The sequence below is a fragment of the Candidatus Aminicenantes bacterium genome, from assembly GCA_026393795.1.
In the GTDB taxonomy this organism is placed as follows: domain Bacteria; phylum Acidobacteriota; class Aminicenantia; order UBA2199; family UBA2199; genus UBA2199.
This window is the reverse complement of the sequence record JAPKZL010000063.1, coordinates 1-23,594: the sequence shown is the minus strand read 5'-3', so window position 1 is coordinate 23,594 and position 23,594 is coordinate 1. Positions and strand designations below refer to the sequence as shown.

Sequence of the window (23,594 nt, the reverse complement as noted above, 5' to 3'; positions counted from 1 at the left end):
CCAACACTATAGGTTTCGTTGCCCTTCGGGCACTGCGAAACCTATCTAGTGTTGGTAATGTTTGCTTTTCATAGCCACTTGCATTAGAATTTATCCGCATGACGAACATGAAGAAGATAGGCAAGTATACGATCAGCGGTGAAATCGCCAGGGGCGGTATGGGCGTGCTGTACCGCGCCCAGGACCCGTTCATCGGCCGCACCGTGGCCATCAAGACCATCCGCCTGGACATCCTGCAGGGGACCGCCGGCAAGGAGGAGGCGCTGAAGCGTTTCCTGCGCGAAGCCCAGTCGGTGGGCAACCTGTCCCACCCCAATATCGTCACCATCTACGATGTCGGCGAGGATGAGGGGCTGATCTATATCGCCATGGAATATGTCGACGGCCGCAGCCTGGAAGACCTGCTGAAGCAGAACAAGAAATTCTCCCTGGACGAGATCGTGCAGTTGTTCAGCCAGATCGCCGCCGCCCTGGACTATGCCCACAAAAAGGGCATCGTGCATCGCGACATCAAGCCGGCCAATATCCTGGTCGACGCCAACCACAAGGTGACGATCGTCGATTTCGGCATTGCCCGCACCACCGCTTCCACCATGACCCAGACCGGGATGCTCATGGGCACGCCGCGCTACATGTCTCCGGAGCAGATCTCGGGGAAAAAAGTCGACAACCGGGCCGATATTTTCTCGCTGGGGGCCATCCTCTACGAATTGCTGACCCAGTGCAATCCCTTTGAAGGCGAGAGCATCACCACGGTCATCTACAAGATCATGCATGCCGAATTGCGCCCGATCAGCGAATTCAACAAGCAACTGCCCGCCGAGCTGGACGGCGTGGTCAGAAAGGCGCTGGCCCGCGACGCCGATGCCCGCTATCAGACCTGTCGCGAGCTGCTTGACGATCTGAAAAAATGCTCGCTGAGCTCCGGCCGGGCCGACACCGTCAACGAAAACCACGGCAAAAAACAGGAAACACAGCTGCTCGACGGTCCGGGGATGGTGGCCCCGGCCGCCGTGAAGGCCAAGAACCCCCTGTTTGCCGTGCTGGTGGTGATGATCGTTGTTTTGGGGATCATCTTCGGGGTCATCTGGCTGAATGGCCGCAAAAGCAGTGCGCCGCCCGGCGGCGGCTACACACCCGCGCCGCCGCTGCCTGCCGGCGCCGTTGATACCGGCGCCGCCAAGGGCGTCGACTCCACCGCCGCCAAAGGGGGGGGGCCGGAAACCGGGCCTCAGGCCGGACCACTGCCCGCGGCCGGGATGAAAAAACAGCTGCCCGCCGCCCCGCCCAGCGCAACGCCGACTCCGGCTGCGCTGCCGGCCCCGGCCGAGAAGACGGAGTCCAAACCGGGCCCGCCGGCGGTCGGCGCCGTGCGCAATGCCAAGGGTTTTGTCGAGCAGGTTTTTTTCAATCGCACCGTGATGGTGCTCATCCCGGCCGGGGACTTCGTCATCGGCTCTCCCAGCGGCCAGGGCAACGAGGACGAGCACCCTGCCCACAAGGTGTTCATTCCGGATTTCTGGCTGGGAAAAACTACTGTCAATGGCTTTCGCAAAAGACGCTGCGCAATATCCGCTTGCCCAGCGAAGCCGAATGGGAAAAGGCGGCCCGCTCCAAGTATCCCTGGGGCAGCGACGCGCCGACGAGCAAAAACGTCAACATGAAGGGCGCCGGCGACGGTTTTCCCTTCAGCGCCCCGGTCGGTTCGTTTCCGGCCGGGGAATCCCATTACGGCATCATGGACATGGCCGGCAATGTCTGGGAATGGATCGCCGACTGGTACAGCGTCCAGTATTTTCAAACGTCTCCCAACCGGGATCCGCGCGGCCCGATCAGCGGCAGCAGTCGCGTGGTCCGGGGTGGTTCCTGGAAAAACGGCCCCGATCTGATCCGCTCGGCCAACCGCAGCAATGAGCGGCCGGACCAGCGCTTGAACGTGGTTGGCTTTCGCGTCGCCATGGACAACCGCTAGTGCCCGGCGTTTCCTCCCTGAACGCGCTGATTGAAGCCCTGCGGGACGATCTGCCGGTCAACAAGGTCTTGATCAGCCGCTCGCGCCATGACGCGAAGATCGCCGCGCTGGTCCGCATGTGCCGCGAGCGCGGAACTGTTTTCCAATTCGTGCCGGCCGAGGCCGTCGATCGCAAGGCCGGGGGCAAGAACCAGGGCGTGTACGCCGAAATCGCGCCGGTGCGATTTTTCAGCCTCGAGGCCGTGCTGGCCGACCTGAAAACCGGGCTCATCGTCATTCTCGACGGCATCGAGGATACGGGCAATCTGGGCGCCATCATCCGCAGCGCCGCGGCCGTGGCCAGCGACGCCGTGTTGATTACCATCCGCAATTCCGCTCCGGTCAACGAGACGGTCTGGAAAACCTCGGCCGGGGCCATGGGCAAGGTGCGCCTCGTCCAGTCGCGCAACCTGGCGATGGATATTGAGATATTGAAAAAATCCGGCTTCTGGGTGGCTGCCACCGACCAGCGCGCCGATACCCGTTTCGAAGATTTTGACTTCAAGGGCAAAACGGCGCTGATCTTCGGCAATGAAGGCAAAGGGGTATCGCCGCTGCTGAAGAAAAAAGCCGACCAACTGCTGGCTATTCCCCACGCCCCGGCGGTGGAATCCCTGAATGTCTCCGCCGCCGCGGCCATCATCCTCTACGAGGCCTGGCGGCAAAAAAATCGCTAGCGTCCATCGAGCAATTTTAGCGGATTTTTGCTATAATGCATTCATGGGCAAAAAAGGTTTTACTCTGATCGAGATGCTGATCGTGGTTAGCTTGATTGGCATCCTGGTGATGATCCTGATCCCGCAGTACAAGTATGCGGTGCTGCGGGCCAAGGAGGCCGTCCTGAAGGAAAACCTTTTCCAGATCCGCGATGCCATCAACAAGTATTATGTCGATAAAAAGAAATACCCGGCCGGGCTGAGCGGCCTGGTGTCTGGCCGTTATCTGCGCGAGATTCCCTATGACCCCGTGAGCCGTAGCCCACAGTGGCAGATCATCATGGCTGAACCGCTGGAGGGGGAGGAGTTCGACCCCGAGGTTCTCAACGGCGTCATCGACGTCAAAAGTCTCTCCCATGCCAAAGCGCTGGATGGTACGGTTTATGCGGACTGGTAACCGGACCGGGCAGACGCGGCCGGTGTGCCTGGGCGGCCGCCACGGCGGGAGGCCTTCCGGCCCTCCCCGGAACGGGGGTTACGCCATCATCGTACTGATAATCGCCATCTCGGTGCTGACCGTCTTCATGCTCATGGCCGTACCGCTGTGGCAGACGACCATGCAGCGCGAAACCGAGGAGGAGCTGCTTTTTCGCGGCCGCCAGTACGTGGCCGCCATCGGCCTTTACCTGAAAAACCACAACAACCTGTACGCGCAGAATCTGGAAATCCTGCACCTGGAGAAATTCCTGCGCCAGCTGTACAAGGATCCGTTCGCTGCCGACGGCCGCTGGGACCTGGTGTTCCAGGACAATTCCGGGGCAAGGGCCAAGCTGCTGGTCGTCCCGGCTGGCCAGGCCAAAGCGTACCTCGGCCGGGCCGTGCTGGTCGGGGTCTGTTCCAGTTCTCCGGAAACGGGTTTCCGCGAATATCGCGGCAAGACAAAGTACAACGAATGGGCCTTCTACCTCGGCGGCAAGGAGAACGAGGATATGCCCGAGCTGCAGTACGAAGGCCGGCCATGAAAAACATCCTGCTGGTGGCGGCCGAAAATTCCGCCGAAACCTACGCCCTGCAGGTCGTACGCGAGTTCGCCGCCGACCGCGGCGAGTTCCATTTCTGGGGCGTAGGCGGCGAACGGCTGCAGCGCGCCGGCGTGGAAATCGTGGTGCCCAACCGCAGCCTGTCGGTGGTGGGCATCATCGAGGTGGCGGCCCACTTGCTCAAGATCAGGCGGGCCATGAAATTGCTGTTCCAACAGGCGCTGCAGCGCCGGACCGCCGCCGCCCTGTTGATCGACTACCCCGATTTCAACCTGCGCCTGGCGCGGCGCCTGCACCGGGCCGGCATCCCGGTTTACTATTACATCAGCCCGACCGTCTGGGCCTGGCGCTACAGCCGGGTCGAGCAGATCCGTCGCTGGGTGACCCGTTTGTTCATCATTTTTCCCTTTGAGAAAGCCATCTATCAGAAGGAAAAGATAACCTTCACCTATACCGGCCACCCGCTGCTCGATGCCGTGCGCGTGAACGAATCGCGCCAGCAGTTCCGCCGGCGCATGGGCGTGGGCGCCGACGAGGTCCTGCTGGCCTTGTTGCCGGGCAGCCGGGAATCGGAGGTCAGGTCGCTGCTGCCGGAAATGCTGGCCGCGCTGCGCCTGCTGCGGGAGGAATTCAAGCTGAAGGTATTCCTGCAGAAGGCGCATGACATCGCCGACTCCTCCCTGGCCGCCGCCCGCAGCGATGAGCAGATCCGCTTGCTGGACCAGGACCAGGGTTTTAACCTGCTCAATGCCGCCGACGTGGTCATCAGCACCTGCGGCACGTCCAATCTGGAAGCGGCCCTGCTCGGCGTCCCCTTCGTGGCCATCTACCGGGTCAACCGCCTGACCTACCTGCTCGGGAAACGTTTTCTCAAGATTCCCCTCTATTCCATCGTCAATATCCTGGCCGGAAAACGGGTGGTGGCCGAGCTGATCCAGAAGGATTGCCGCGCCCCGCTGATCGCCCTGGAAATGAGAAAAATACTCGTTGACAGCGCCTGGCGGGGAAACATGACCGCCGCTTTCGCTGCCATAAGGGAAAGCCTGCGCCAGCAACAAAAACCGGCAATGATCATCCAGCAGCAGATCAGCGCCGACCTGGCCGATAAGGAAAGCGGAACTCCGCGGCCCAGGCTCAGCTGAAACTGAGGCTCTTGATTTTCGCACCCAGTGCCGACAGGGAATTCCTGACCTCGTCGTTTTGCCAGGCGGGGTTTTGCAGCAGCAGCCGGGCGTCGTTTTGCGCCGCCTTGAAAAGCGGGTAGTCCTTTTTGATATCCCCCAGCTTGAAGTCGAGTTCGCCGGCCTGCTCCAGGCCAGCGATCACGCCTCCCCCACGCAGGCGCATGTCCAGCTCGGCGATGCGGAAGCCGTCGTCGGTGGCCGCGATGGCCTGCAGGCGCAGTTTTCCGTTTTCTGTGGGCTGGGACGAAGCGAGCAGATAACAATACGATTGCTCCGTCCCCCGGCCGACGCGGCCGCGCAATTGGTGCAGCTGCGACAAACCATACCGGTCGGCGTTCTCGATGACCATGAAGGTCGCTTCCGGCACATCGATCCCCACCTCAACCACGGTGGTGGCCAGCAGCAGACGGATGCGCCCCTGCCTGAACTGGCGCAGGATCCGCTCTTTTTGCTCGGGCTTGGTTTTCCCGGAAATGGCGGCCAGGGGAATATCGGGCCATAGTTCCTTGAAAACGGCCGTTTCCTCCTGCAGGGAGCGCAGCTCCGGGACTCCCTCCGATTTGTCGATCAGCGGCATGATGACATAGCCCCTGCCGCCCCGGTCCAGTTCGCGGCGCAGCTGCCGGTAGAATTCCTGGCGGCCGGCGGCGGCGATGACGCGGGTGATGACCGGTCGGCGGCCGGCCAGGGGCTTTTTCAGAGTGGAAACCGCCACGTCGTTGTAGAGGGCCAGCCGCATGGTGCGGGGAATGGGGGTGGCCGTGGTCACCAGCAGGTCGGCGGAGCGGCTCTTGAAAAACAGGGCGGCACGCTGGGCCACGCCGAAGCGGTGCTGCTCGTCGATGACCACCATGGACAGGTTGCGGAAGGCGATCGCCTCATTGATCAGGGCATGGGTGCCGAAGACCAGGGAGATTTCACCGCTGCGCAGGCGTTTTTGAATTTCCTTTTTTTGGCCGGCCGGGCAGTCTCCGGTCAGCAGGGCGATGTCGTCGACGGCAAAAAAAGCCTGGGCGTTCCTGAAGTGCTGGCCGGCCAGAAGTTCGGTCGGGGCCAGGAAGGCACCCTGATACCCGTTCTCCCTGGCCAGCAGCAGGGCCAGGAAGGCCACGATGGTCTTGCCGCTGCCCACTTCCCCCTGCAGCAGGCGCTGCATGGTGTGCGGCGCGCCCAGGTCGTTGACGATCTCGCTGAAGGCGCTGACCTGCTCGGCGCTGAGGGTGAAGGGCAGCCGGCGGTCAATGGCCAGGCGGATATCGTTGCTGAAGCGGTAGCGGTGGAGGCGGCGGCGGCCGCGGAAAAAAGCGCGGATGAACTGCAGCTCCAGCTGGAACGCCAGGAATTCGCTGTAGATGAAGCGCGCCTTCATTTTTTCGACGGCGCTCAAATCCGAGGCCCGCGGCTGATGGATCGTGCGCAGGGCGTGGGCCAGGCCGGGAAAATCGTGCCGGCGCAGGATCGTCTGCGGCAGCGTTTCCCGCTCTTCCCGCCACTCGGCCAGCACCCAGGCGATCAGCTTGCGCAAATTTCCCCCTTTCAGGGTTGCCAGCGGCCGGTAGCGGGGAACGACCTGCCCGAGCCGATTTTCCGGGGCCAATTGCGGATTGACCATCTGCCACACGCCGGCGCGCGTTTCGATCCGCCCATAGGCGTAGATCCGTTTTTTGCGCGCCAGCGTCGGCAGCAGGTAGGGCTGGTTGAAAAAGACCAGCCGGACCGGCAGCGTGGCGATTTTCCCCTTGACCGTGAGCAGCGAAATCCTTTTTTTGAAATTCCGGCCCAAGTGGACGCTGTCAAGCGCGACCGGGTAGAGCCTTTCCTCGTCGGCCACGGGTTGCTCCGTCACCCGGGAAAAATCGATATAGCTTTCCGGGAAAAGCAGCAGCAGGTCGCCGGCGCAGGCGATGCCGCGCCGGGCCAGGATGCGGCCATAGCTCGGACCGATGCCCTTGATCTTTTCAACCGGGGTAAAGAGGGAGACGCTCAATAGTAAAAAAAGATGGTCTTTTCGGCGCTCTGGACTTTTTTCAGGCCGGGCAGCAGGGTGAACCAGTCGAAAAGGGACTTCTTGGTCTTGGCATTGATCTGGGCGGCGTTGAACGCTTCATCGAGGACGTCGGGGGAATAATGGCTGCCGTTGATCACCAGGTCCCGGAAGACGAAGCGCATGTGGTAGTTGCTGCATTCGAATTTCCCTTGGAAGCTGACGTCGATGTCGCGCAGGAACTCGGGAACGGCGGCGTACTTCGCCCCGTCCAGCTTGACCTTGAGCGCGCCGCTGACCTCGTCCTTGTCGCGCAGGCGCAGTTCGATGGATTGGATTTCCGGGGCATATTTTTTAACATAGAAAAGGTTCAGGTAGGAGTTCAATTCGCTTTCGTTGAAAGCCGTTTTTTTCAGGAAAAGCGACAGCTGGCGGCGGCTGGCGATGCGCTCTAGGAATTGCTCGATTTTTTTGCCTTGTTCCAGGCTGAAATCGGCCGCGACGGCGCTTGCCGCCAGGACCAGAAGCAAGCAAAAAAACGTTTTTACCTTCATGCGCCCATGATGATAACCGTTCGACCCCGGATTTGCAAGCGGCCGGCGAAAAAGAGCCGGATGGCGCGCGGAAACAGGCGATGCTCCTGGCGCAGGATCCTCCGGCTGAGCGTTTCCTCGCTGTCGTCCTCGCGGACGCGAACCGCCTGCTGCACGATGATCGGCCCGCTGTCCAGGCCGGCATCGACGAAATGAACCGTGCAGCCGCTGACTCTGAGGCCGAGGCGCAGGGCTTGGCGCTGGGCGTGCAGGCCGGGGCAGGCGGGCAGCAGCGAAGGATGGATGTTCATGATGCGCCCGGAAAATTTATCCAGCAGCACCGGCCCGACCAGGCGCATGTAGCCGGCCAGGCAGACCAGCTCGATCCCCTCCTGTTCCAGCAGGGCGCAGATGGCCCGTTCGTGCGCCTCGCGGTCGGAAAAATTTTCCCGCGCCAGGCAATAGTTGGGAATACCGGAGGCGGCGGCTTTGCGCAAGCCGGGCGCGTTTTGCTGGTCGCTGATGACCAGGCGGATCGAAAAATTGGCGCCGGCCCGCCGCGAATCCCGGACCATGGCGGTGAAGTTGCTGCCCCTTCCGGATAAGAGAACTGCCACTCTGCCTTTGTTCATCGTTTGGAGTTCAGCGTTCGGAGTTGGGCGTAGGCAGAAAAGAGGCTGGAGTTAAGAGCAAATCTTTTCAGAATCATAAAAATATCAAATTGATTTTTTCCCATCTTTGCCTTAACTCTTATTTTTCTTAATCTTCACTCCGAACTCCCAACGCCGAACGTCTTTGCTTCTTCATCTTCGGGAAGGAGGATGTGCCGAAGGGGGGACTCGAACCCCCGCAGGCGTAATGCCCACCAGTACCTGAAACTGGCGTGTCTACCAATTCCACCACTTCGGCATATGTGCTTATCTTTATAAGGCAAAATCGTCTTTTTGTCAAGCCGTCCGGGCTGATTTTAGAAGTGGGGGCGAAAAATTTTTTGCCCCTACGGAAGTTTACTTCCGGCTCCCGATGGTGTAAAATAATTATTCGTTGAAATCCATCCAGTTCTTTTCCGGAGAATTGATTTTGCTGCGCAGAAAGAATTTTTTTTCGGCCCTGTTGGTTTTGTGCTGTTTGTCCGGCCAGCTTCTATGGGGGATGGCCGCCGACCCTCCGGCGGCTCCCGCGCCCAGCGAGAAAAAGGAAACCGTCGTTTCCAGGTTCTTCAAAAACGAGGCCGAGATATGGACAGCTCCTTTCAACCTCGACTTGAAATCGTCGCTGCTCTTCGCCGGGATCCTGGCCGGGACCGGGATCATGATCGCCAACGATGAAGGGATCTACCAGGGTTTCAAAAACTTTCAGAAGCGGAATTCCTGGGTGGATTCAGTCAGTCCCAAGGCTACCTTGTTGGGCGAATGGGGAGTCGATTGCGGCATCGCCGGGCTCTTTGTGCTCAGCGGCCTGGTCTGCAAGGATAAAAAAGCCAGGGATACGGGGCTGATGGCCCTGGAAACATTGCTGCATACCGGCTTCATGGTGCAGGTCCTCAAGCACCTGGCCGGGCGGCAGCGGCCATCGGTGGAGGCTGGCCAGGATTACTGGTTCGGCCCGGGAGTTTTTTTTAACCGCTACAGCGAAGGCTTTTTCGCCCGCTACGATTCCTTCCCTTCCGGGCACACCATCTCGGCCTGGGGGCTGGCCACGGTGATCGCCGAAAATTACAAGGACCGCTTGTGGGTGTCGCTGACCTGCTACGGCCTGGCCACGGCGGTCGGCCTTTCGCGCCTGACCGAGGACGCGCACTGGTTTTCCGACGTTTTTATCGGCGCCGTTCTCGGCTACGCCATCGGCAAGATGGTCGTCCGCAATTATAACCGGCATTTGCAAATCGTCCCCGCCGTCACGCCGAACGAAATGGGATTGTCGCTGAGTTACCAGTTCGAATAAAAGGTATTCTCTGAAGAAACTCATCTCCCTTCGGGACAGACAAACCATATCCACCAGGATAGGTGGATGATTTGTGCTGCCCCAGCCCCTCTAGTGATTCCTTTATTCATTTTTTGAATTATTGCATAATTTGTTTTTAGTTGCTTACAAGCCCCCTCTCTTATAAAAAGAGAGGGGTGGGTGTGAGTTTTTTTTGGTTTACGAACAGTCGATTTAATGGTATATTTTTAAAATGAAATCCCGCTGCACCCACGTCATTCTCTGCCTCCTGATATTCTTCTCGCCGTGTTTGGCGTTAAGCGCCCAAGAGGCCGATGACAACAGTGTCTTCATCATCGACGATTTCCTCATGGAACGGCTCCCGGGCGGTTATTTTTACCCCAATTTCATCGAAAACCTTGCCCCGGACGCCACTTTCCTGCTCGAGGAAAGCTACGGTTTCGCCCAGCTGGATCCGGCCAAGGTCTATTTCGAAGGCGATTCTTTCACCCAGTTCAACTGGTTTTTCGCCGGCTTCCCGATCAACTCGGCCCTGGACGACGGCGCCCCGGCCTTCCAGCTGCCTCTCCTGGCCATCGGCTCCATGGCCTTGCAGGGCGAAACTCCGCAGCACCGCGACTACGGGTTTCATTTCAACCCACGGGCGCCGGCAGCCTCTGGTTCGCGGCTGATGGTCTCCACCGTTTTTCCCGACATGGGCGGCTACACGGCGCTGGGCAAGCTGGCCATCGGCAACCATCCCAGCCTGCGCGCCGAGGACCTGTACAGCAGCCGCCGGAAAATTTCCGCCAATGAGGCGCTTGATTACTGCCTGGAAACGAAAACGCCGCTGAGCGCTTTTTCGCTGGCGTTTAGTTACTTCAACCTCGACCGCCGCTTCAACGATTTCAACATCCGTGACGCCCAGTTCGAAGAAGACGGCCGGCTGCTGCAGTTCCTCTCCCGCTGGCAACGAACCTACGCCCGGGGAACGCTCGATTGCTATCTGGCCGCCAACAGCAGCCGGCGCGACCGGTTCCTGGCCGAGGAAGGCCGCTACGAGCAGGAGACCTATGCCCTGGACAAGAAGAGCTGGTTTGCCGGGCTCGCCTGGCAGGGCCGGCCGTTCAACCTTAAGGTTTCCTGGCAATTGGAAGGGGAGAAGCGGGCTCCGGCCGTCCTGGACGCCGGCAAGGACCTGCGGGATATCGACGGGCAGGGGTTCTGGCCGTTCGAGAAGTGGGGCGAGTTCCAGGCAACCACCCTGGCCGTGGCTCTCGAGCGGACGGTCGCGTTCACGGCGCTGGGGAAAAAGGCGGTGCTTGAGCCCTACCTGAACGGCACGGCCGTGTTCCTGGCCGCGACCGAGCGCAGCGGGTCAAGCAATGCCATCTATTTCGCCGGCCAGCCCTACCAGGTCGTCCAGTGGCAGGGAGGCTCCGCCTACCGCAACCAAAGGCTGCTGGGGACGGGCGGAGCGCTGTTGAGCCTGGCCGCGGCCGAGAAAGTCACCTTCAACGCCCGCCTGTTTTTTCTCTATCAGCAGCTCCGATTTCAGACGGGGCGCAACGATTGCCAATTTTTCCAGCCCGGCGCCGAAGCCGGAATTACCTGGAACCTCGGTAAAGGCACCCGACTATCACTGGCCTACGGGGTGCTGCCCTACGAACTGCGCGCCAACGTCAATGATTTCCTGGAAGACCAGCGGCCGGACGCCTATATTTATACCTGGCAGGACAACAACCACGACGGCCTTTTCCAGGAAGAGGAGAAAGGCTCTCTTTACGGGCAAAGCGGCGGTTCCAGCCACTTTCTCTCCCCTGACCTGCGTGTGCCGCACCGGGAGCGCCTCCTGCTGCAGCTGACCACCCGGCTGTCGAACCGCTTCACCCTGCACATCAAGGGGCTCTATAAAAAGATCCGCCAGCCCCTGTGGGTCTGCTTCGCCGACACGTACGGCCATTACGAAGACGTTTCCGGCCAGGGCTATTATTTTTTCGATCGCCCCTTCCAGGCCTTCCGCTTAAGCAACAGCGCCTTTGCCAAGGACCCTTTTTACGCCCAGTTCCTCGTCCAATTCCAGGGCCAGAAGCCGGGGCGCTGGTTTTTTTCGTTTTCCTTCCTGGCCCATATCGGCATGGGCACCACCGCCTTCGGCAACGGCCCGACCGCCAACGATATCGGCATCATCTCCGAAAGCCAGGCTTTCCCGAATTCCTGGATCAACGGCTACGGCCGCGTCGACGGGGACCGAGCGTTCGTCGGCAAGGTTTTTTTCGGCACCCACCTGTCGAAGCGCCTGTTTTTGAGCGCCAGCATCAAGTACCGCGACGGCGACCCCTTCGCCTTCTTCAACGCCTTTAAAAGGAACGGCCAATGGGTCATCACCTACCAGACCATCAAGGCCGAGGACGAGGCCGGCCGCAAAGGCGGTCCCAGGGAGGATTGCATCTGGGATTTCAATTTCAAGCTCAGCCACGAGTTCGCGCTGTTCGGCACGAAAGGCCGGCTGGAACTCGGTTTGTTCAACCTCCTGGATTTCGGCCTTGAACTGTCGGAGAACGTTTTTGCGGATGAATCGCGGCGCCTGGCCAACGAGCTGCAACTGCCGCGCAGCCTGCGGCTGGGCGTGAGCTTCGAATGGTAGGCCGGTTTAGTGATCGCCGCTTTCCAGGCTCTCCTGGCAGGTGACGCAGAACTTGGCGAACGGCAGCACGTCCAGGCGCTTGGACGAGATCTCCGCGCCGCAATGCTGGCATTTTCCGTATTCCTTGTTCTTGATCCTTTCGAGGGCTTCCTCCACTTCCTTCAAATTGTTGCTCATGTTGGATGACATCAGGTAGCCCATTTCCTTCTCGATGAGTTCGTTGGCCTGATCGATCTCGTCCATGGCCCCGCCGCCGCCACTCGCCGTTTCGTTCCAGCCGATGACTTTGAAGATCTCGTTGCGCAAGGCTTCCAGTCGTGTTCTTATTTTGATGTCCCGTTCTTTCTTCATGTTCATCTCCTATCGGTGATATTTGATTCCATGGATGATGGTCAAGGCCCGGTAGACTTGTTCCAAAAAAACGATGCGGAACAGGTCGTGGGCGAACGTCATGTCCGAAAAGGATATGGCCTGATCGGTCCGCCGCCGCAGCCCATCGCCGAGGCCGGCGAAGCCGCCGATCACGAAGAGCAGCCGTCCCGGGTGGTAGGATATCTTTTGCTCGAGGAAAGCGGCGAATTGCCGCGAGTCCATTTTCTTGCCGTCCTGGTCCAGGCCGATCACGTAGTCTTTTTTCTCGATTTCGGCCAGGAACATGGTGGTCTCCTTTTCCCTCACGAACGCTTCCTTCGCATGCCGGATTTCCCGCATTTTTTTTATGCTGAATTTTACAAAATAATTAATGCTTTGTAAATACTTTTTTTCAAGTTCCTGCAGGCTTTTAAATTTCAATTCGCCGCTGCAGAGCAATTCAATGGTTTTCATACCTTTTCAGCTTGTTGTAAAGGGATTTGCGCGACAGCTTCAGGATGCGCGCCACCCGGCTCTTGTTCTTGTAGCGGCGCAGCAGGTAGCCGATGTATTCTTGCTCGACCTCGGCCAGCGACCTTTCGCCGGATTCGATGATGGCCATGATGGTCTGCGGTTGGTCGAGCAACGACCGGACCTCTTTTTCGCCCAGGGCCGTTCCGAGCACCGACAGCCCGTAAACAAAATTTTCCATTTCGCGGATGTTGCCAGGCCAGGGATGGGCCACCAGTTTCTGCACCAGCTCAGGGGCCAGACGCATCTCCACTTGCTGCTTCCGGCAGAAATAACGCAGCAGCGGCTCGATGTCGTTCTGGCGCTCGCGCAAGGGGGGAATGAAGATGCTCACGGCCGCGATGCGGAAATACAGATCGGAACGGAATTCGCCGCGGCGCACTTTCTCGGCGATGGCGCCATCGGCCGAAAAAACAAATCGGGCCGTGATCTCCTTCTCCAGGTTGGATCCCAGGGGAAAGTACCTTCTTCTTTCCAGCACCCGCAGCAGTTTGGCCTGCATGTTCAGGCTGAGCAGATCGATATTGTTGAGAAAAATCGTGCCGTTGGCCGCGGTTTGCCATTTGCCGTCGAAATCGCGGTCGGCGCCGGTGAAGGCCCCCTTGTGGAATCCGAACCACTCGCTTTCCAGCAGCGTCTCGGGCACATCGCCGCAGCCCAGGTTGAGCAGCGGCTGGAAGGGGCTGAGCCCGGCCAGGACCTTGGCCCAGAAATCCTTGCCGGTCCCGGTCTCGCCGTACAACAGGACCGCCGTCGGCAGGGGGGCGATCTTTTCGATCGTTTCCTTGATGAGCAGCGATTTCCGATCAATGAGATTAGAAATCTGGGTAAAAATCGTATCGTTTGGCATCCATCCAAAGTTTTTCCAGCGCATACTTTTTGCGCCAGTCGGCTGAAAAGATGTTGATGACGAAATCGACGTAGTCGACCAGTATCCATTCCGCCTGCCGCCTGCCTTCGACGCCCAGGGGCTGCAAATGGTGCTCTTTTTTCAGAGTTTCCTGCAGGGCGTCGGCCAGGGCATTGTTCTGGCGGGAGGAATTCCCGGAACAAATGACCAAGAAATCGGTCATATCGGTAAGGCCCTTCAGTTTCAGGACTGTGATTTTTTCCGCTTTTTTGTCCAGCAGCACCTGCACCGTTTTCTTGATCTCGCTGGGGATGCGGCGCCTTTGCAGATCGTCCGTTACCCGCTTGAATTCCTCAATCTTCATATAGTTTGTTTTCCTCCATGATGGTTTGAACACCCTTTTCCACCCAGGGAGAGACGCACTCTCCGCGGGCGACTTTTTTCCTGATGGCCGTGGCCGAAAGCGTCAGGGTTTCGGAAGCGTAGGCGTAAAGGAAAGCGGCCGGCGGCTGCGACGGATGCGGCCCCTGGCCGGGTTCCATGCCGAAGGGAATGCTTTCGCTCAGCAGCAGGCGCTCCACCCGGGCGCGATGACCGCCCTGGCGCATGACGATGATGAAAAAAACTTCTGCCAGCAGCTGCCGGTAGGCTTTCCAGGTCTTGATTTTCAAAAAACCTTCGCTGCCGGTTATGAAATAGAAGCGCTCGGTCGGGGAGTTGCTTTTCAACTGGCGGACGGTGTCGATGGTCCAGGACTCCCCCGGCCGGCGGAGTTCCAGGTCGCAGGGCACCAGCCCGGGGTAGGGGCGCAGGGCTTCCCGCAGCATGGCCAGGCGCAGTTCGGCCGCGGCCAGCGCCTGCAGCTTTTTGTGGGGCGGATGGGCGGACAGGATATAGAGGATTTTGTCCAGACCGAAGGCTGCCTTGATTCTCAATCCCAATTCGACATGTCCCCTGTGAACGGGGTTGAAGGTCCCACCCAGTATGCCTGTCTTATTCTGGCTCATAAAATGCGAACAGCGTTTTTTTCAGTTTCAAGAGGTTGCTTCCCTGCAATGCCGATATTTCCACGTAGGGGATTTTACGCTCGCGGCAATAATCTTGCAAGCGGTCGGCCCCGGAGCGCTCGTCCGCCGCCAGGTCGATCTTGTTGGCGACGACCATGATCTTCTTGCGCAGGAGCAGGGGGTGGTACAGGGACAGCTCTTTTTCCAGGACGTGAAAATTTTTCAGCGGCGGCAGCGGGCTGAACGGCCCGACGTCGATGATGAACAGCAGCACTCGGGTCCGCTCGATGTGCCTTAAGAACTCCAACCCCATCCCTTCGCCCCGGTGGGCTCCTTCCAGGATGCCGGGGATGTCGGCCACCACCAGGCTGCGGCCGGCGAACTCGACCACGCCCAGGTTCGGCGTCAGGGTGGTGAAGGGATAATCGGCGATCTTGGGCTTGGCGGAGCTGATTTTGGAGATCAGGGTCGATTTTCCGGCGTTGGGCAGTCCGACCAGGCCGGCGAAGGCGATGAGCTTCAGTTCCAGGATGACCTGGATGCGTTCCCCCTTTTCACCCTTTTCGCTGCGCCGCGGCGCCTGGTTGACCGACGACTTGAAATGGACGTTGCCCCGGCCGCCCTTGCCGCCCTTGGCCATGACGAAGCGCAAACCGCTGCGGTCGAAATCGAAAATCGGCTTTTCGTCGGGATATGTCTTGACCATGGTCCCGGCCGGGACCTGCAGGATGACGGGGGCCCCGTTCTTGCCGGTTCTTTTCTTGCTTCGCCCCGGGCCGCCGTTTTCGGCCTTGAACAGCTTCATGTACTTGAAGTCGCCGAGCGACTGGCAGATGGGGCTGCTGACCAGGAGGATATCGCCGCCGTCGCCGCCGTCGCCGCCGTCCGGGCCGCCGCGGGGGATGAATTTTTCCCGGCGGAAGCTCTGGCAGCCGTCGCCGCCGTTTCCGGCTTGAAAGGAAACTCGGGTGCGGTCGATGAACATCGGTTATCGGGGGGGACGGCCGGGGATGGGGACGGGGACGGGGCGGGAAACGGCGAAAAAATTAATTGGGATCGACCTCGACAAATTTGCGTCCGCTCTTGGTGACGAAACGCACCTTGCCCGTGGCCAGGGCGAAAAGGGTGTCGTCCTTGCCCAGGCCGACGTTCTTGCCGGGCTTGAAGCGCGTTCCCCTCTGCCGGACGATGATCGAGCCGGCGTGAATCGCTTCGCCGCCGTATTTCTTGACGCCAAGGCGCTTGGAAGCGCTTTCGCGACCGTTTTTCGCGCTGCCGCCCGATTTTTTATGAGCCATTATTCCGTCTCCTTGACCTTGGCGCTGGCTTTGATTTCAATCTTTTCGATCTGGTTCTTGTGGAGTTTTTGCCGGTGCCCCTGCGATTTGCGGTAGCCTTTTTTGGCCTTCATCTTGTAGATATGGATTTTATCGCCCTTGATCTCGTCGAGGATTTTCGCCTTGACCTTGGCGTTCTTGACGTAGGGATTGCCGATATGAAGCTGTTTTTCGTCCTGCAGCAGCAGAACGGTGTCCAGGCTGGCTGTATTTTTCTTCACGAGCTTTTCGGGAAGCAGCTCCACTTCCAAAATATCGCCTTCGGCGACTTTATACTGCTTTCCGCCGGTTTCAAGTATGGCAAACATGGTCGTCTCCTTGGTTTCAATGGTTCCTTTTATAACACAAATTCAGGGGTTAGTCAATATGTTTGCTCCTTCATCCCGAGTGGGCTATTTTTGTCCAGGCGCGGGGAAAGCGGGGCGATCGTTCGTCCCGAGCGGCCGGTTTTAAATGGGGAGCACCCGGATCGATTCGGCCAATTCCCGCTTCAGCATGCTTTCGATGAACTGCAGGGTGCCCTTGGTGCTGCTGATGCAGCCCTTGCAGGCCCCCAGGTAGCGGATGTAGACGTTGACCGCCCCCTCCGCTTCGCGAATGTCGACGACCTCGAGGCTGCCGCCGTCGGCGGCCAGGGCCGGGCGGATCTTTTCATCCAGGGCTTTCTCGATCAGGCGGTGTTTCTGGATCACGTTCTTGGCGGCGAAGTCGCCGGCGTCGGCCTGGGCGAACAGCTTTTCCTGTTCCATCTCGGCGCGCGTGTCGCGCAGGATGTCGACCAGGTAGTATTTGCGCTGCTCGTGGCCGCCCGGGCGGATGCACGACTTGCAGAAGGCGCCGGCCTTGGTGTACTGGGTGATCTGTTCGACCGTCTTCAGGTCGTTGATGCGGATGACGTCCTTGATGGTGCGCAAGGGGACGCGGGCGCACTCGCAGACGATATCTTCCTCCACCAGGCTGGCCATGTCCACTCCCTTGTAAACCGACGCCGCTTTCTTGATCACGTCGTAGGCCATGACGCTGCAGTGCATTTTCTGGGGCGGGATGGCCGGGGAATCGGGAGCGTCGCGCAGGGACTTTTCCACTTCGATGTTGGTGATCTTCATGGCCTCGTCGACGGTCTTGCCCACCGCCAGCTCGGCCATCATGTCCGAGGAGGCGATGGCCGTGCCGCAGCCGAAGCTCTTGAACTTCGCCGCCAGGATACGGTCGGTCTTGGGGTCGACCGCCCAGTACAGGCGCACGGCGTCGCCGCAGGCTTCGGCCCCCCAGTCGGCGACGATCAGGCGCGCCCCCATGGCCTTGGCTTCCGGTTCGGTGATCTCGCCGCGGTGGCGCGGGTTGTTCATGCGCTCTCCGACCTTGGCCGAATATTGCTCCCAGAGCGAACCGCCGATCAAATCGTTCTTAGCCATTGTTTCTTGCTCCTGTTGTCTCCCGCCTATTTTCCATTCCCGTATGAGGACGAGATGGCGCGCAGCCGCTCGACCGAGCGGCGGATCACCACCGCGGCATGCTTGATCTCCTCGGCGGTGGTGAAGCGCGACAGGCTGAAACGGATGCCGGTATGGGCCAGCTCGCTGTTGATGTGCATGGCCACGAAGGTCGGGTTGGGCTCCAGCGATTCGGAGGCGCAGGCGCTGCCGGTGGAAGCGGCCACGCCGCTGGCGTTCAGGTCCCAGATCATGGCCTCGCCCTCGATGCCGCGGAAGCTGGCCAGGATGGTGTTCGGGATGCGCAGCTCGCGCTGGCCCACCACCAGCGTGTCGGGGACGGCCAGGATGGCATCCTCGAGCCGGTCGCGCAAGCGGCGCACGGCGCTGCTCTCATAGGACAGGTTGTCCACCGCCATTTCCATGGCCAGGCCCATGCCGACCAGGTAGGGGACGTTGACCGTCCCGGCCCGCTTGCCGCCCATCTGCTCGCCGCCGTGGATGAGCGGCGTTAGCTTGCGCCCGCTGCGGATGAACAGGCCGCCGATGCCCTTGGGACCGTGGAACTTGTGGGCGCTGAAGGTGAGGAAGTCGACCGGCACCCGTGACAGGTCGACCGCGACCTTGCCGATGGCCTGCACGGCGTCGGTATGGAACAACACGCCGTTTTCCAGGCAGACCTCGGCCAGTTCGGCGACGGGAAAAATCAGCCCGGTTTCATTGTTGGCCCACATGATCGAGACCAGGGCGGTGCGGTCGGGATGGATGTGCCGGCGCAGCGTGTCGGCGTCGACGATGCCGTCGGCATTGACGGGCATATAAACGACCTTGGCCCCCAGGCTTTCCAGGAAGTCGCAGGTGTTGCGCACGCAGGGGTGTTCCACCTCGGTGGTCAGGATCTCGTTCTTCGGACCCTGGCGGATGAGGTCGAACCAGATGCCCTTCAGCACGTGGTTGTTGCCTTCGCAGGCGCAGCTGGTGATGACGATGTCATCTTCATCGCCGGCGCCGATGCCCCCGTAGAGGCGGTCCATGGCCAGGCGCATGGCGGGGTGGACCTCGGTGCCGAAGCCGTGCAGCGAGTTGGGGTTGCCGTACTGTTGGGTAAAGAACGGCTCCATCGTTTCCTTTACCCGCGGGTCGACAATCGTCGTGGCGTTGTTGTCCAAGTAGATTCTATCCATGATCGAACTCCATTGGCTGCTAATTATAGATTCAAAGGCGCCTCAATGCAAGAAGCATTATGTAAAGATTCAGTCTTGCAAAAACACACAATGATTTGAATGCTCCCAACTCATCCCCCTGCGGGACAGACAAACCAAATCCGTCAGGATAGACGGATGGTTTGTGCTGCCCAGCCCCTTCTCTTTTGTCAAGAGAAGGGGAGTAGGAAGTCTTCTTAACCCCCTCTCTTAAAAAAAAGAGAGGGGGCGCGGGGGCAGCTCCGATCATTCGCCTATCCTGGCGAATCTGATCGGTCTGTCCCCGGAGGGGGTGAGTTTTTTCATGTATTTGTAAAAAATGAATAGATACGCATTATTAATTAAACTATTTATATAGCCGATTTCCGCAATTTGCTCATGCTTATTTGTTTTCCGAGCGAATCATGGTCAGCATCATCTTGAAACGCGTGAGGGCCTTGAGGGCGTGGGACTTGTTGGCCGGCATGACGAGCATCTCGCCTTCGCCGACCTGGTGGGGCTCGCCGGCGATGCGGATCTCGGCCCGGCCGTCGGTGACCTGGACCAGGGCGTCGAACGGGGCCGTGTGCTCGCTGAGCGCCTGCCCCTCGTCGAAGGCGAACAGGGTGACCGTGCCGGTTTCCTTTTCGACCAGGGTTTTGCTGACGATAGCCCCCTTCTGGTAGGCCACCAATCCTTTGACATTCATTATTTCGGGCATGGAATCCTCCTTTTATTTTCAGCCATGGGCTATTTGGTCGCGATCAACTCGCCCTGGAGCGAGATGGTGGTGTCGTGGACGGGAACGACTTTTCCCGAGCGGGCCAGCGCCTCGCGCACCAGCGACGTCGTCCCCGAGCAGCAGGGGACCTCCATGTGCACGATGTGCAGGGAGCGGATGGGGTGCGACTGCAGGATCGCCGTCAGCTTGGCCAGGTACTGGTCGTTGGCGTGATCGAGCTTGGGGCAGAAGACGATCGGCACTTTGCCCTGCAGAAAATCGCCGTGAAAGGAGGCGTAGGCGAAGGGGACGCAGTCGGCGGCGATCAGCAAGTCGGCGTCGTCGAAAAACGAGGCCTGCGGGTTGAGCAGATGCAGTTGCAGCGGCCAGGTGCGCAGCTGCGAAGGTGCGGGAGCCCCCGAAGGGGTTTCGCTGCCCTTGGCGGATGCGCTGGCCGGACTGGGGGCGTCGCGGCCGCGAAGGTCGTGCGGGCGTGAGCCTGGGCAGCCCTGGAACGGCGCCGCTGCTTCGTCCGCAGCGGGCAGGGGGAGGCCCCTGGCGCGCAGGAACTGTTGCGCCTGCTCCAGGTAGTTCTGCTCGTTGTGGGCGGCCAGGTGGGCCAGGTGGGCGCGAATGACGTTTTCGCCCTGGGGAACGATGTTGGCCATGACCTTTTGCTCGTCGTACGGCTCCGCCTCCCGTTCCTCGACGTAAATGGCCCCCAGCGGGCACGTGCCGATGCAGGCCCCCAGGCCGTCGCAGAACAGGTCGGATACCAGCCTGGCCTTGTTGTCGATGAGCTGCAGCGCCCCCTCGGGGCAGTTGGGCAGGCAGAGACCGCAGCCGTTGCAGGTTTCGTGGTCGATGCGAATGATTTTTCTTTTCATGACGATCTCCTTGGTTTTATGGCCAGCAGCGTTGCCAGCGAACGCCACAGTTTTTCCCCGGCTCGGGGCAGGTCTAATCCGCAGCCGCCGACCAGCCATTGCAAAACCAGCAGGCGCAGCGAACCCATGATGACGGTGAAAAGATGCGCGGCGGGGAGGGGTGCCAGCAGGCCCTGGCGCTGTCCCAGGCGAATCGCTCGCAGCAGCAGGCGGCGATGATCGCGCATGACGCCGTGGATCCTGGCCGCCAGAACCGGGTCGCTCTTGAAAAGATCCTCGGCGAACAGGACAATGGCCAGGGCCCGGTCAACGGCAAAAGCCCGGCAGCGGTCGAGAAAAAAGCCCCTGATTGTTTCCAGTCCGGAACCGCCGCCGCGGCCGATGCGCTCCAGGGCGTGGAGGGAATCAGCGGCGAAGCCGTCCACCATGGCGCTCAGCATGCCGGACTTGTCCCGAAAATGGCGGTACACGGCGGCGTCGCTGAAGCCCACCCTCTGGGCGATGGCCTTCATGGTCAGCGCTTCCAGGCCGCGTTCGCTGATGATGCCCAGGGCGGCCGCGGTGATTTGTTTCTGCCGGTCGTTCAAGCGTTCCACGGAGCGCCTCCTGTTAGTTAGCGTTCACTAACATAACCATTATAGTATTAATTAGGTTGTTTGTCAACTGTTTTCATGTTTTATTTATCGGGCCGGCTTGGCAGGACCTCTTTAACGGGAGCCATTGACTTTTGGGGGAAAAAATACTATAAGTGACCGTGAGCGAGGAGGCTTGCAGTCATGATCAAAAGCCATAAAAAAATGATCGCCGTGTGTGTGACCCTGACCTTCCTGTTCCTGTTGCCGATCCATTCGCAGCCCATGCCGGCCGGGCAAGCGCTCAGCCAGAACGATGAAAGCGCGGGGAGCTCCGAGACGTCCCCGAATTATTATGAAAAGGAGCTGCAAACCGGCATCCAGATCAGCTCGAGAAACGTCCTGCCCATCGTCCTCGGCATCGCCGCCGTGGCCGCCGGCATTTTCCTGCTTGTCTACCTGGTTTCCAAGATCAAATACGACATCACCGGGGTCTGGGATTTCCATAACGACTATACGACCGAGGGTTATACCGATTTCGACAGCGTCTGGACATTCACCGCCTGGGACGAGCGCGACAAGGCGATGGGCGTCTATGTCCGCAACGAAAACGGCAAGACGACCCAGGGCCAGTACACGGTCGTGAACAAGAAGGAGGTCGTGTTCCAGGACGACTGGATGACCGAACAGTATGTCGGCCAATTCGACAGCAAGACGACCATGAGCGGCACCTTCATGCTGGCCGACGGCGCCCAGGGGGTCTGGACCGCCACCAAAAGATAGGCGGTGAAAACCGCGAACGTTTCCGTTTTCTCTCCGTCCCGTGCCGCCGCTTCTCCGCGGCCGGGGCAGGCGGAATATCCCTGGCGGGTTTTTTTCGGCTACCTGGCGGCCGCCGTCCTGTTCCGCTATTTGTGCCACAGCCTGATGCTGATCCCGGTGCTGTTTAACGAATTGCGGCCGGCGCCGCACCTTCCCGACCTGGTGCTGGCCGTGGTGCCGCGCCTGTCCTGGGTAGCCCGCTGGAACTATTATTTCTGGATCGCCTGCTATTTCCCCCCGGCCTTCTATCTGCTCTATCGCGACCGCAGGCTCTTTGCCCGCTTCATCATCATCGACGGCGTCATCTCCCTGACCCGCGGCCTGATGATCCCCCTGACCGGTCTCGGCCCGACGAACCGCCCCGATATCAACGCCCTGCGGCCGTTCGACTTGTGGCCGGCATGGTGGCAGCTGGTCAATCCCTACAAAGCCCTGGTCCGTGACACGGCCGGGGTATTCCTGACCAAGGACATGTTTTTTTCCGGCCATGTCGCCACCACCTTCCTGCTTTATTTGTATTCGCGCCGGCTCGGCAAGCGCGAGTCGCGTGTATTCATGTTCCTGCAGATTTTTTGCCTGCTGGTCGTCTTCTTTTCGCACCTGCACTACACCATCGACGTCATCGGCGCCTACGCCATCACCTTCACCGTCTTTACCCTGGGCGACCGCTGGCTGTGCCGGAGGTTTCCCCAGCTCGACGGCCACGCATAAAATTACTCACCCCCTTCCCCCCTCTCTTTTTGAAAGAGAGGGGAGTAACGAAGTAAAAATTCAAAACCTACGCAGATCAATTAGTGCTAATTGAATGTTTGTTAAGTCCCCTTCTCTTTTGAAGAGAAGGGCAGCACAAACCGATCAAATCCGTACCAACACTATAGGTTTTTTGGAACCCAAAGGGTTACAAAACCTATCTAGTGTTGGTATTGTCTCACTAAATGATTTTAACCACTTTGAGAACAGGTTAAAATCATAGTGAGAGCAACCAGGATAGGCGGATGATCGGTGTTGTCTGCCACCGAAGGGGGGTAGGGGATGAGTTTTTAAATTTCCCAATTAGGTCAGTTGTTCTCGTTATCTTTTGACAAAAAAAACCGTTTTATCTATAATTAACGGGAGTTAAATAGGAGGGACAAATGAGTGTTTATTTGAACAAACGCGCCGATTACGTGAAACTCTACCTGGCTGTCTGGCTGGTCGCGTTCATCGGCTTGTGGGTGAATTTCTTCCGTGAATTCAGCGAACCGTTCCGGGTCAGCACGATATCCTATTTCCTGGCCTATGTGGCCACCCTGCTCGGTGGCTATTTTATGCTGGCGCCGCTGTTGAAAAACCGGGCCATCACGGCCGAAAAAAACAAATGGCTGCCGTTCATCCCGGCGTTGCTGCTGTTCGTGCACTGGCTCTTCCAGCAGCTGGACCTGGTATTCGCCCCGGGCGGACGCCTGGATTATTTTTCCTTCACTATCCTCGTCAACCCGCTCTTCATGCTCTTCCTGTTTTTGGGCCTGGCGCTGTACCTGCTGGCGGCGCAGCCGCAGATCATGGACGCCGTTTTCGTCGGCCTGAAAAATACGGTGCGCATGTTCGTCGCCTTCGCCTTCCTGGCCCTGGGGCTGATCGGCCTGGCCCAGATCATCCAGGCTTTTTCCGCCCTGACCAAGATCGGCGCCAGCAGCAATTCCTGGGTCAATTATTCCCGACTGGGCGCGGTCTCGAACGGCGGACTGCTCGTCGCCTTGCTGCTCAACCTGGTGCTGCTGCTGGTTCCGCTCTACGGCTGGGTGTTGCTGCAAAAGCTCCTCGGCAAAGCCACCCCGAGGTGGGACAAGTTCCTCAAGCTGCCCTCGCGCTGGCTTGGAGCTCTGCCGCTGATTCTGATCGGCCTGGCCGTTCTGGCCCAACCCGAGACGTTCTTCCAGCCCTG

Annotated in this window: 27 protein-coding genes and 1 tRNA gene; 11 read left to right on the top strand and 17 right to left on the bottom strand. The window is 59.4% G+C overall.

The window, feature by feature from the left end; all coding sequences use genetic code 11:
* Positions 1–98: 98 nt before the first annotated feature.
* The 6 genes from NTW95_02995 to lpxB are packed head-to-tail and all read left to right on the top strand — an operon-like array spanning position 99 to position 4,849.
* Positions 99–1,664, top strand: a complete 1,566-nt coding sequence (locus NTW95_02995) for a bifunctional serine/threonine-protein kinase/formylglycine-generating enzyme family protein (GenBank protein MCX6556387.1) — start codon at positions 99–101, stop codon at positions 1,662–1,664.
* Positions 1,577–1,972, top strand: coding sequence for an SUMF1/EgtB/PvdO family nonheme iron enzyme (locus NTW95_02990; GenBank protein MCX6556386.1), 396 nt, complete (start codon positions 1,577–1,579; stop codon positions 1,970–1,972). Before NTW95_02995 ends, NTW95_02990 begins: the two co-directional genes overlap by 88 nt.
* Positions 1,972–2,688 carry a 23S rRNA (guanosine(2251)-2'-O)-methyltransferase RlmB gene (rlmB, locus tag NTW95_02985; GenBank protein MCX6556385.1) on the top strand — a complete coding sequence of 239 codons (717 nt, stop codon included), beginning with the start codon at positions 1,972–1,974 and terminating at the stop codon, positions 2,686–2,688. The genes NTW95_02990 and rlmB overlap by 1 nt, the downstream gene beginning before the upstream one ends.
* Before the next feature lie 43 nt (positions 2,689–2,731).
* The gene (locus NTW95_02980) at positions 2,732–3,124 is read left to right on the top strand and encodes a type II secretion system protein (protein ID MCX6556384.1); all 393 of its coding nucleotides are present in this window, start codon (positions 2,732–2,734) and stop codon (positions 3,122–3,124) included.
* Complete coding sequence (locus tag NTW95_02975; protein MCX6556383.1) at positions 3,111–3,689, top strand: hypothetical protein; 579 nt, start codon at positions 3,111–3,113, stop codon at positions 3,687–3,689. Before NTW95_02980 ends, NTW95_02975 begins: the two co-directional genes overlap by 14 nt.
* Positions 3,686–4,849 (top strand): lipid-A-disaccharide synthase, encoded by a 1,164-nt coding sequence (lpxB, locus tag NTW95_02970; protein MCX6556382.1) that lies wholly within the window; start codon positions 3,686–3,688, stop codon positions 4,847–4,849. The genes NTW95_02975 and lpxB overlap by 4 nt, the downstream gene beginning before the upstream one ends.
* Here lpxB and NTW95_02965 read toward each other — a convergent pair.
* The 4 genes from NTW95_02965 to NTW95_02950 form a co-directional block, all read right to left on the bottom strand.
* A complete protein-coding gene (locus NTW95_02965) occupies positions 4,842–6,878 on the bottom strand; it encodes an ATP-dependent DNA helicase RecG (protein MCX6556381.1) in 2,037 nt (678 codons plus the stop codon). The genes lpxB and NTW95_02965 overlap by 8 nt on opposite strands.
* The gene (locus NTW95_02960) at positions 6,875–7,429 is read right to left on the bottom strand and encodes a hypothetical protein (protein MCX6556380.1); all 555 of its coding nucleotides are present in this window, start codon (positions 7,427–7,429) and stop codon (positions 6,875–6,877) included. The genes NTW95_02965 and NTW95_02960 overlap by 4 nt, the downstream gene beginning before the upstream one ends.
* A complete protein-coding gene (gene purN / locus NTW95_02955; protein ID MCX6556379.1) occupies positions 7,426–8,040 on the bottom strand; it encodes a phosphoribosylglycinamide formyltransferase in 615 nt (204 codons plus the stop codon). The genes NTW95_02960 and purN overlap by 4 nt, the downstream gene beginning before the upstream one ends.
* Positions 8,041–8,232: 192 nt before the next feature.
* A tRNA-Leu gene (locus tag NTW95_02950) sits at positions 8,233–8,317 on the bottom strand.
* Between the two features lie 135 nt (positions 8,318–8,452).
* On the opposite strand from NTW95_02950, the gene NTW95_02945 reads away from it, so the two are divergent.
* Positions 8,453–9,352 (top strand): phosphatase PAP2 family protein, encoded by a 900-nt coding sequence (locus tag NTW95_02945; protein ID MCX6556378.1) that lies wholly within the window; start codon positions 8,453–8,455, stop codon positions 9,350–9,352.
* Positions 9,353–9,584: 232 nt separating this feature from the next.
* Entirely contained in the window at positions 9,585–11,978 is a 2,394-nt protein-coding gene (locus tag NTW95_02940; GenBank protein MCX6556377.1) for a hypothetical protein, read from the top strand.
* Positions 11,979–11,984: 6 nt separating this feature from the next.
* On the opposite strand, the gene NTW95_02935 is transcribed toward NTW95_02940, so the two are convergent.
* The 13 genes from NTW95_02935 to NTW95_02875 all read right to left on the bottom strand — a co-directional run bounded on the left by NTW95_02935 (position 11,985) and on the right by NTW95_02875 (position 20,872).
* A complete protein-coding gene (locus NTW95_02935) occupies positions 11,985–12,329 on the bottom strand; it encodes a TraR/DksA family transcriptional regulator (GenBank protein ID MCX6556376.1) in 345 nt (114 codons plus the stop codon).
* A 9-nt stretch (positions 12,330–12,338) separates the two neighbouring features.
* Positions 12,339–12,803, bottom strand: a complete 465-nt coding sequence (locus NTW95_02930) for a 23S rRNA (pseudouridine(1915)-N(3))-methyltransferase RlmH (GenBank protein ID MCX6556375.1) — start codon at positions 12,801–12,803, stop codon at positions 12,339–12,341.
* Positions 12,790–13,710 carry a sigma 54-interacting transcriptional regulator gene (locus NTW95_02925; protein MCX6556374.1) on the bottom strand — a complete coding sequence of 307 codons (921 nt, stop codon included), beginning with the start codon at positions 13,708–13,710 and terminating at the stop codon, positions 12,790–12,792. The genes NTW95_02930 and NTW95_02925 overlap by 14 nt, the downstream gene beginning before the upstream one ends.
* Positions 13,676–14,074 (bottom strand): ribosome silencing factor, encoded by a 399-nt coding sequence (gene rsfS, locus NTW95_02920; protein ID MCX6556373.1) that lies wholly within the window; start codon positions 14,072–14,074, stop codon positions 13,676–13,678. Before rsfS ends, NTW95_02925 begins: the two co-directional genes overlap by 35 nt.
* Positions 14,064–14,645, bottom strand: coding sequence for a hypothetical protein (locus tag NTW95_02915; protein ID MCX6556372.1), 582 nt, complete (start codon positions 14,643–14,645; stop codon positions 14,064–14,066). The genes rsfS and NTW95_02915 overlap by 11 nt, the downstream gene beginning before the upstream one ends.
* A 58-nt stretch (positions 14,646–14,703) precedes the next feature.
* Positions 14,704–15,702 carry a GTPase ObgE gene (gene obgE / locus NTW95_02910; GenBank protein MCX6556371.1) on the bottom strand — a complete coding sequence of 333 codons (999 nt, stop codon included), beginning with the start codon at positions 15,700–15,702 and terminating at the stop codon, positions 14,704–14,706.
* 61 nt (positions 15,703–15,763) lie between these two features.
* Positions 15,764–16,015, bottom strand: a complete 252-nt coding sequence (rpmA, locus tag NTW95_02905) for a 50S ribosomal protein L27 (GenBank protein ID MCX6556370.1) — start codon at positions 16,013–16,015, stop codon at positions 15,764–15,766.
* Positions 16,015–16,362 (bottom strand): 50S ribosomal protein L21, encoded by a 348-nt coding sequence (gene rplU / locus NTW95_02900; GenBank protein MCX6556369.1) that lies wholly within the window; start codon positions 16,360–16,362, stop codon positions 16,015–16,017. Before rplU ends, rpmA begins: the two co-directional genes overlap by 1 nt.
* A 141-nt stretch (positions 16,363–16,503) precedes the next feature.
* Entirely contained in the window at positions 16,504–17,469 is a 966-nt protein-coding gene (locus NTW95_02895) for an iron-sulfur cluster assembly scaffold protein (GenBank protein ID MCX6556368.1), read from the bottom strand.
* Positions 17,470–17,495: 26 nt separating this feature from the next.
* Entirely contained in the window at positions 17,496–18,671 is a 1,176-nt protein-coding gene (locus tag NTW95_02890) for a NifS family cysteine desulfurase (GenBank protein ID MCX6556367.1), read from the bottom strand.
* 400 nt (positions 18,672–19,071) lie between these two features.
* Positions 19,072–19,389 carry a cupin domain-containing protein gene (locus NTW95_02885; GenBank protein MCX6556366.1) on the bottom strand — a complete coding sequence of 106 codons (318 nt, stop codon included), beginning with the start codon at positions 19,387–19,389 and terminating at the stop codon, positions 19,072–19,074.
* A 29-nt stretch (positions 19,390–19,418) separates the two neighbouring features.
* The gene (locus NTW95_02880; protein MCX6556365.1) at positions 19,419–20,276 is read right to left on the bottom strand and encodes a 4Fe-4S binding protein; all 858 of its coding nucleotides are present in this window, start codon (positions 20,274–20,276) and stop codon (positions 19,419–19,421) included.
* Entirely contained in the window at positions 20,273–20,872 is a 600-nt protein-coding gene (locus tag NTW95_02875) for a TetR/AcrR family transcriptional regulator (protein MCX6556364.1), read from the bottom strand. The genes NTW95_02880 and NTW95_02875 overlap by 4 nt, the downstream gene beginning before the upstream one ends.
* Positions 20,873–21,052: 180 nt before the next feature.
* On the opposite strand from NTW95_02875, the gene NTW95_02870 reads away from it, so the two are divergent.
* From NTW95_02870 to NTW95_02860, 3 genes are all read left to right on the top strand, one after another.
* A complete protein-coding gene (locus NTW95_02870; protein ID MCX6556363.1) occupies positions 21,053–21,631 on the top strand; it encodes a hypothetical protein in 579 nt (192 codons plus the stop codon).
* A 3-nt stretch (positions 21,632–21,634) separates the two neighbouring features.
* Positions 21,635–22,381, top strand: a complete 747-nt coding sequence (locus NTW95_02865) for a phosphatase PAP2-related protein (protein MCX6556362.1) — start codon at positions 21,635–21,637, stop codon at positions 22,379–22,381.
* A gap of 422 nt (positions 22,382–22,803) precedes the next feature.
* The coding region (locus NTW95_02860) for a hypothetical protein (protein MCX6556361.1) at positions 22,804–23,594 on the top strand (791 nt) is incomplete at its 3' end.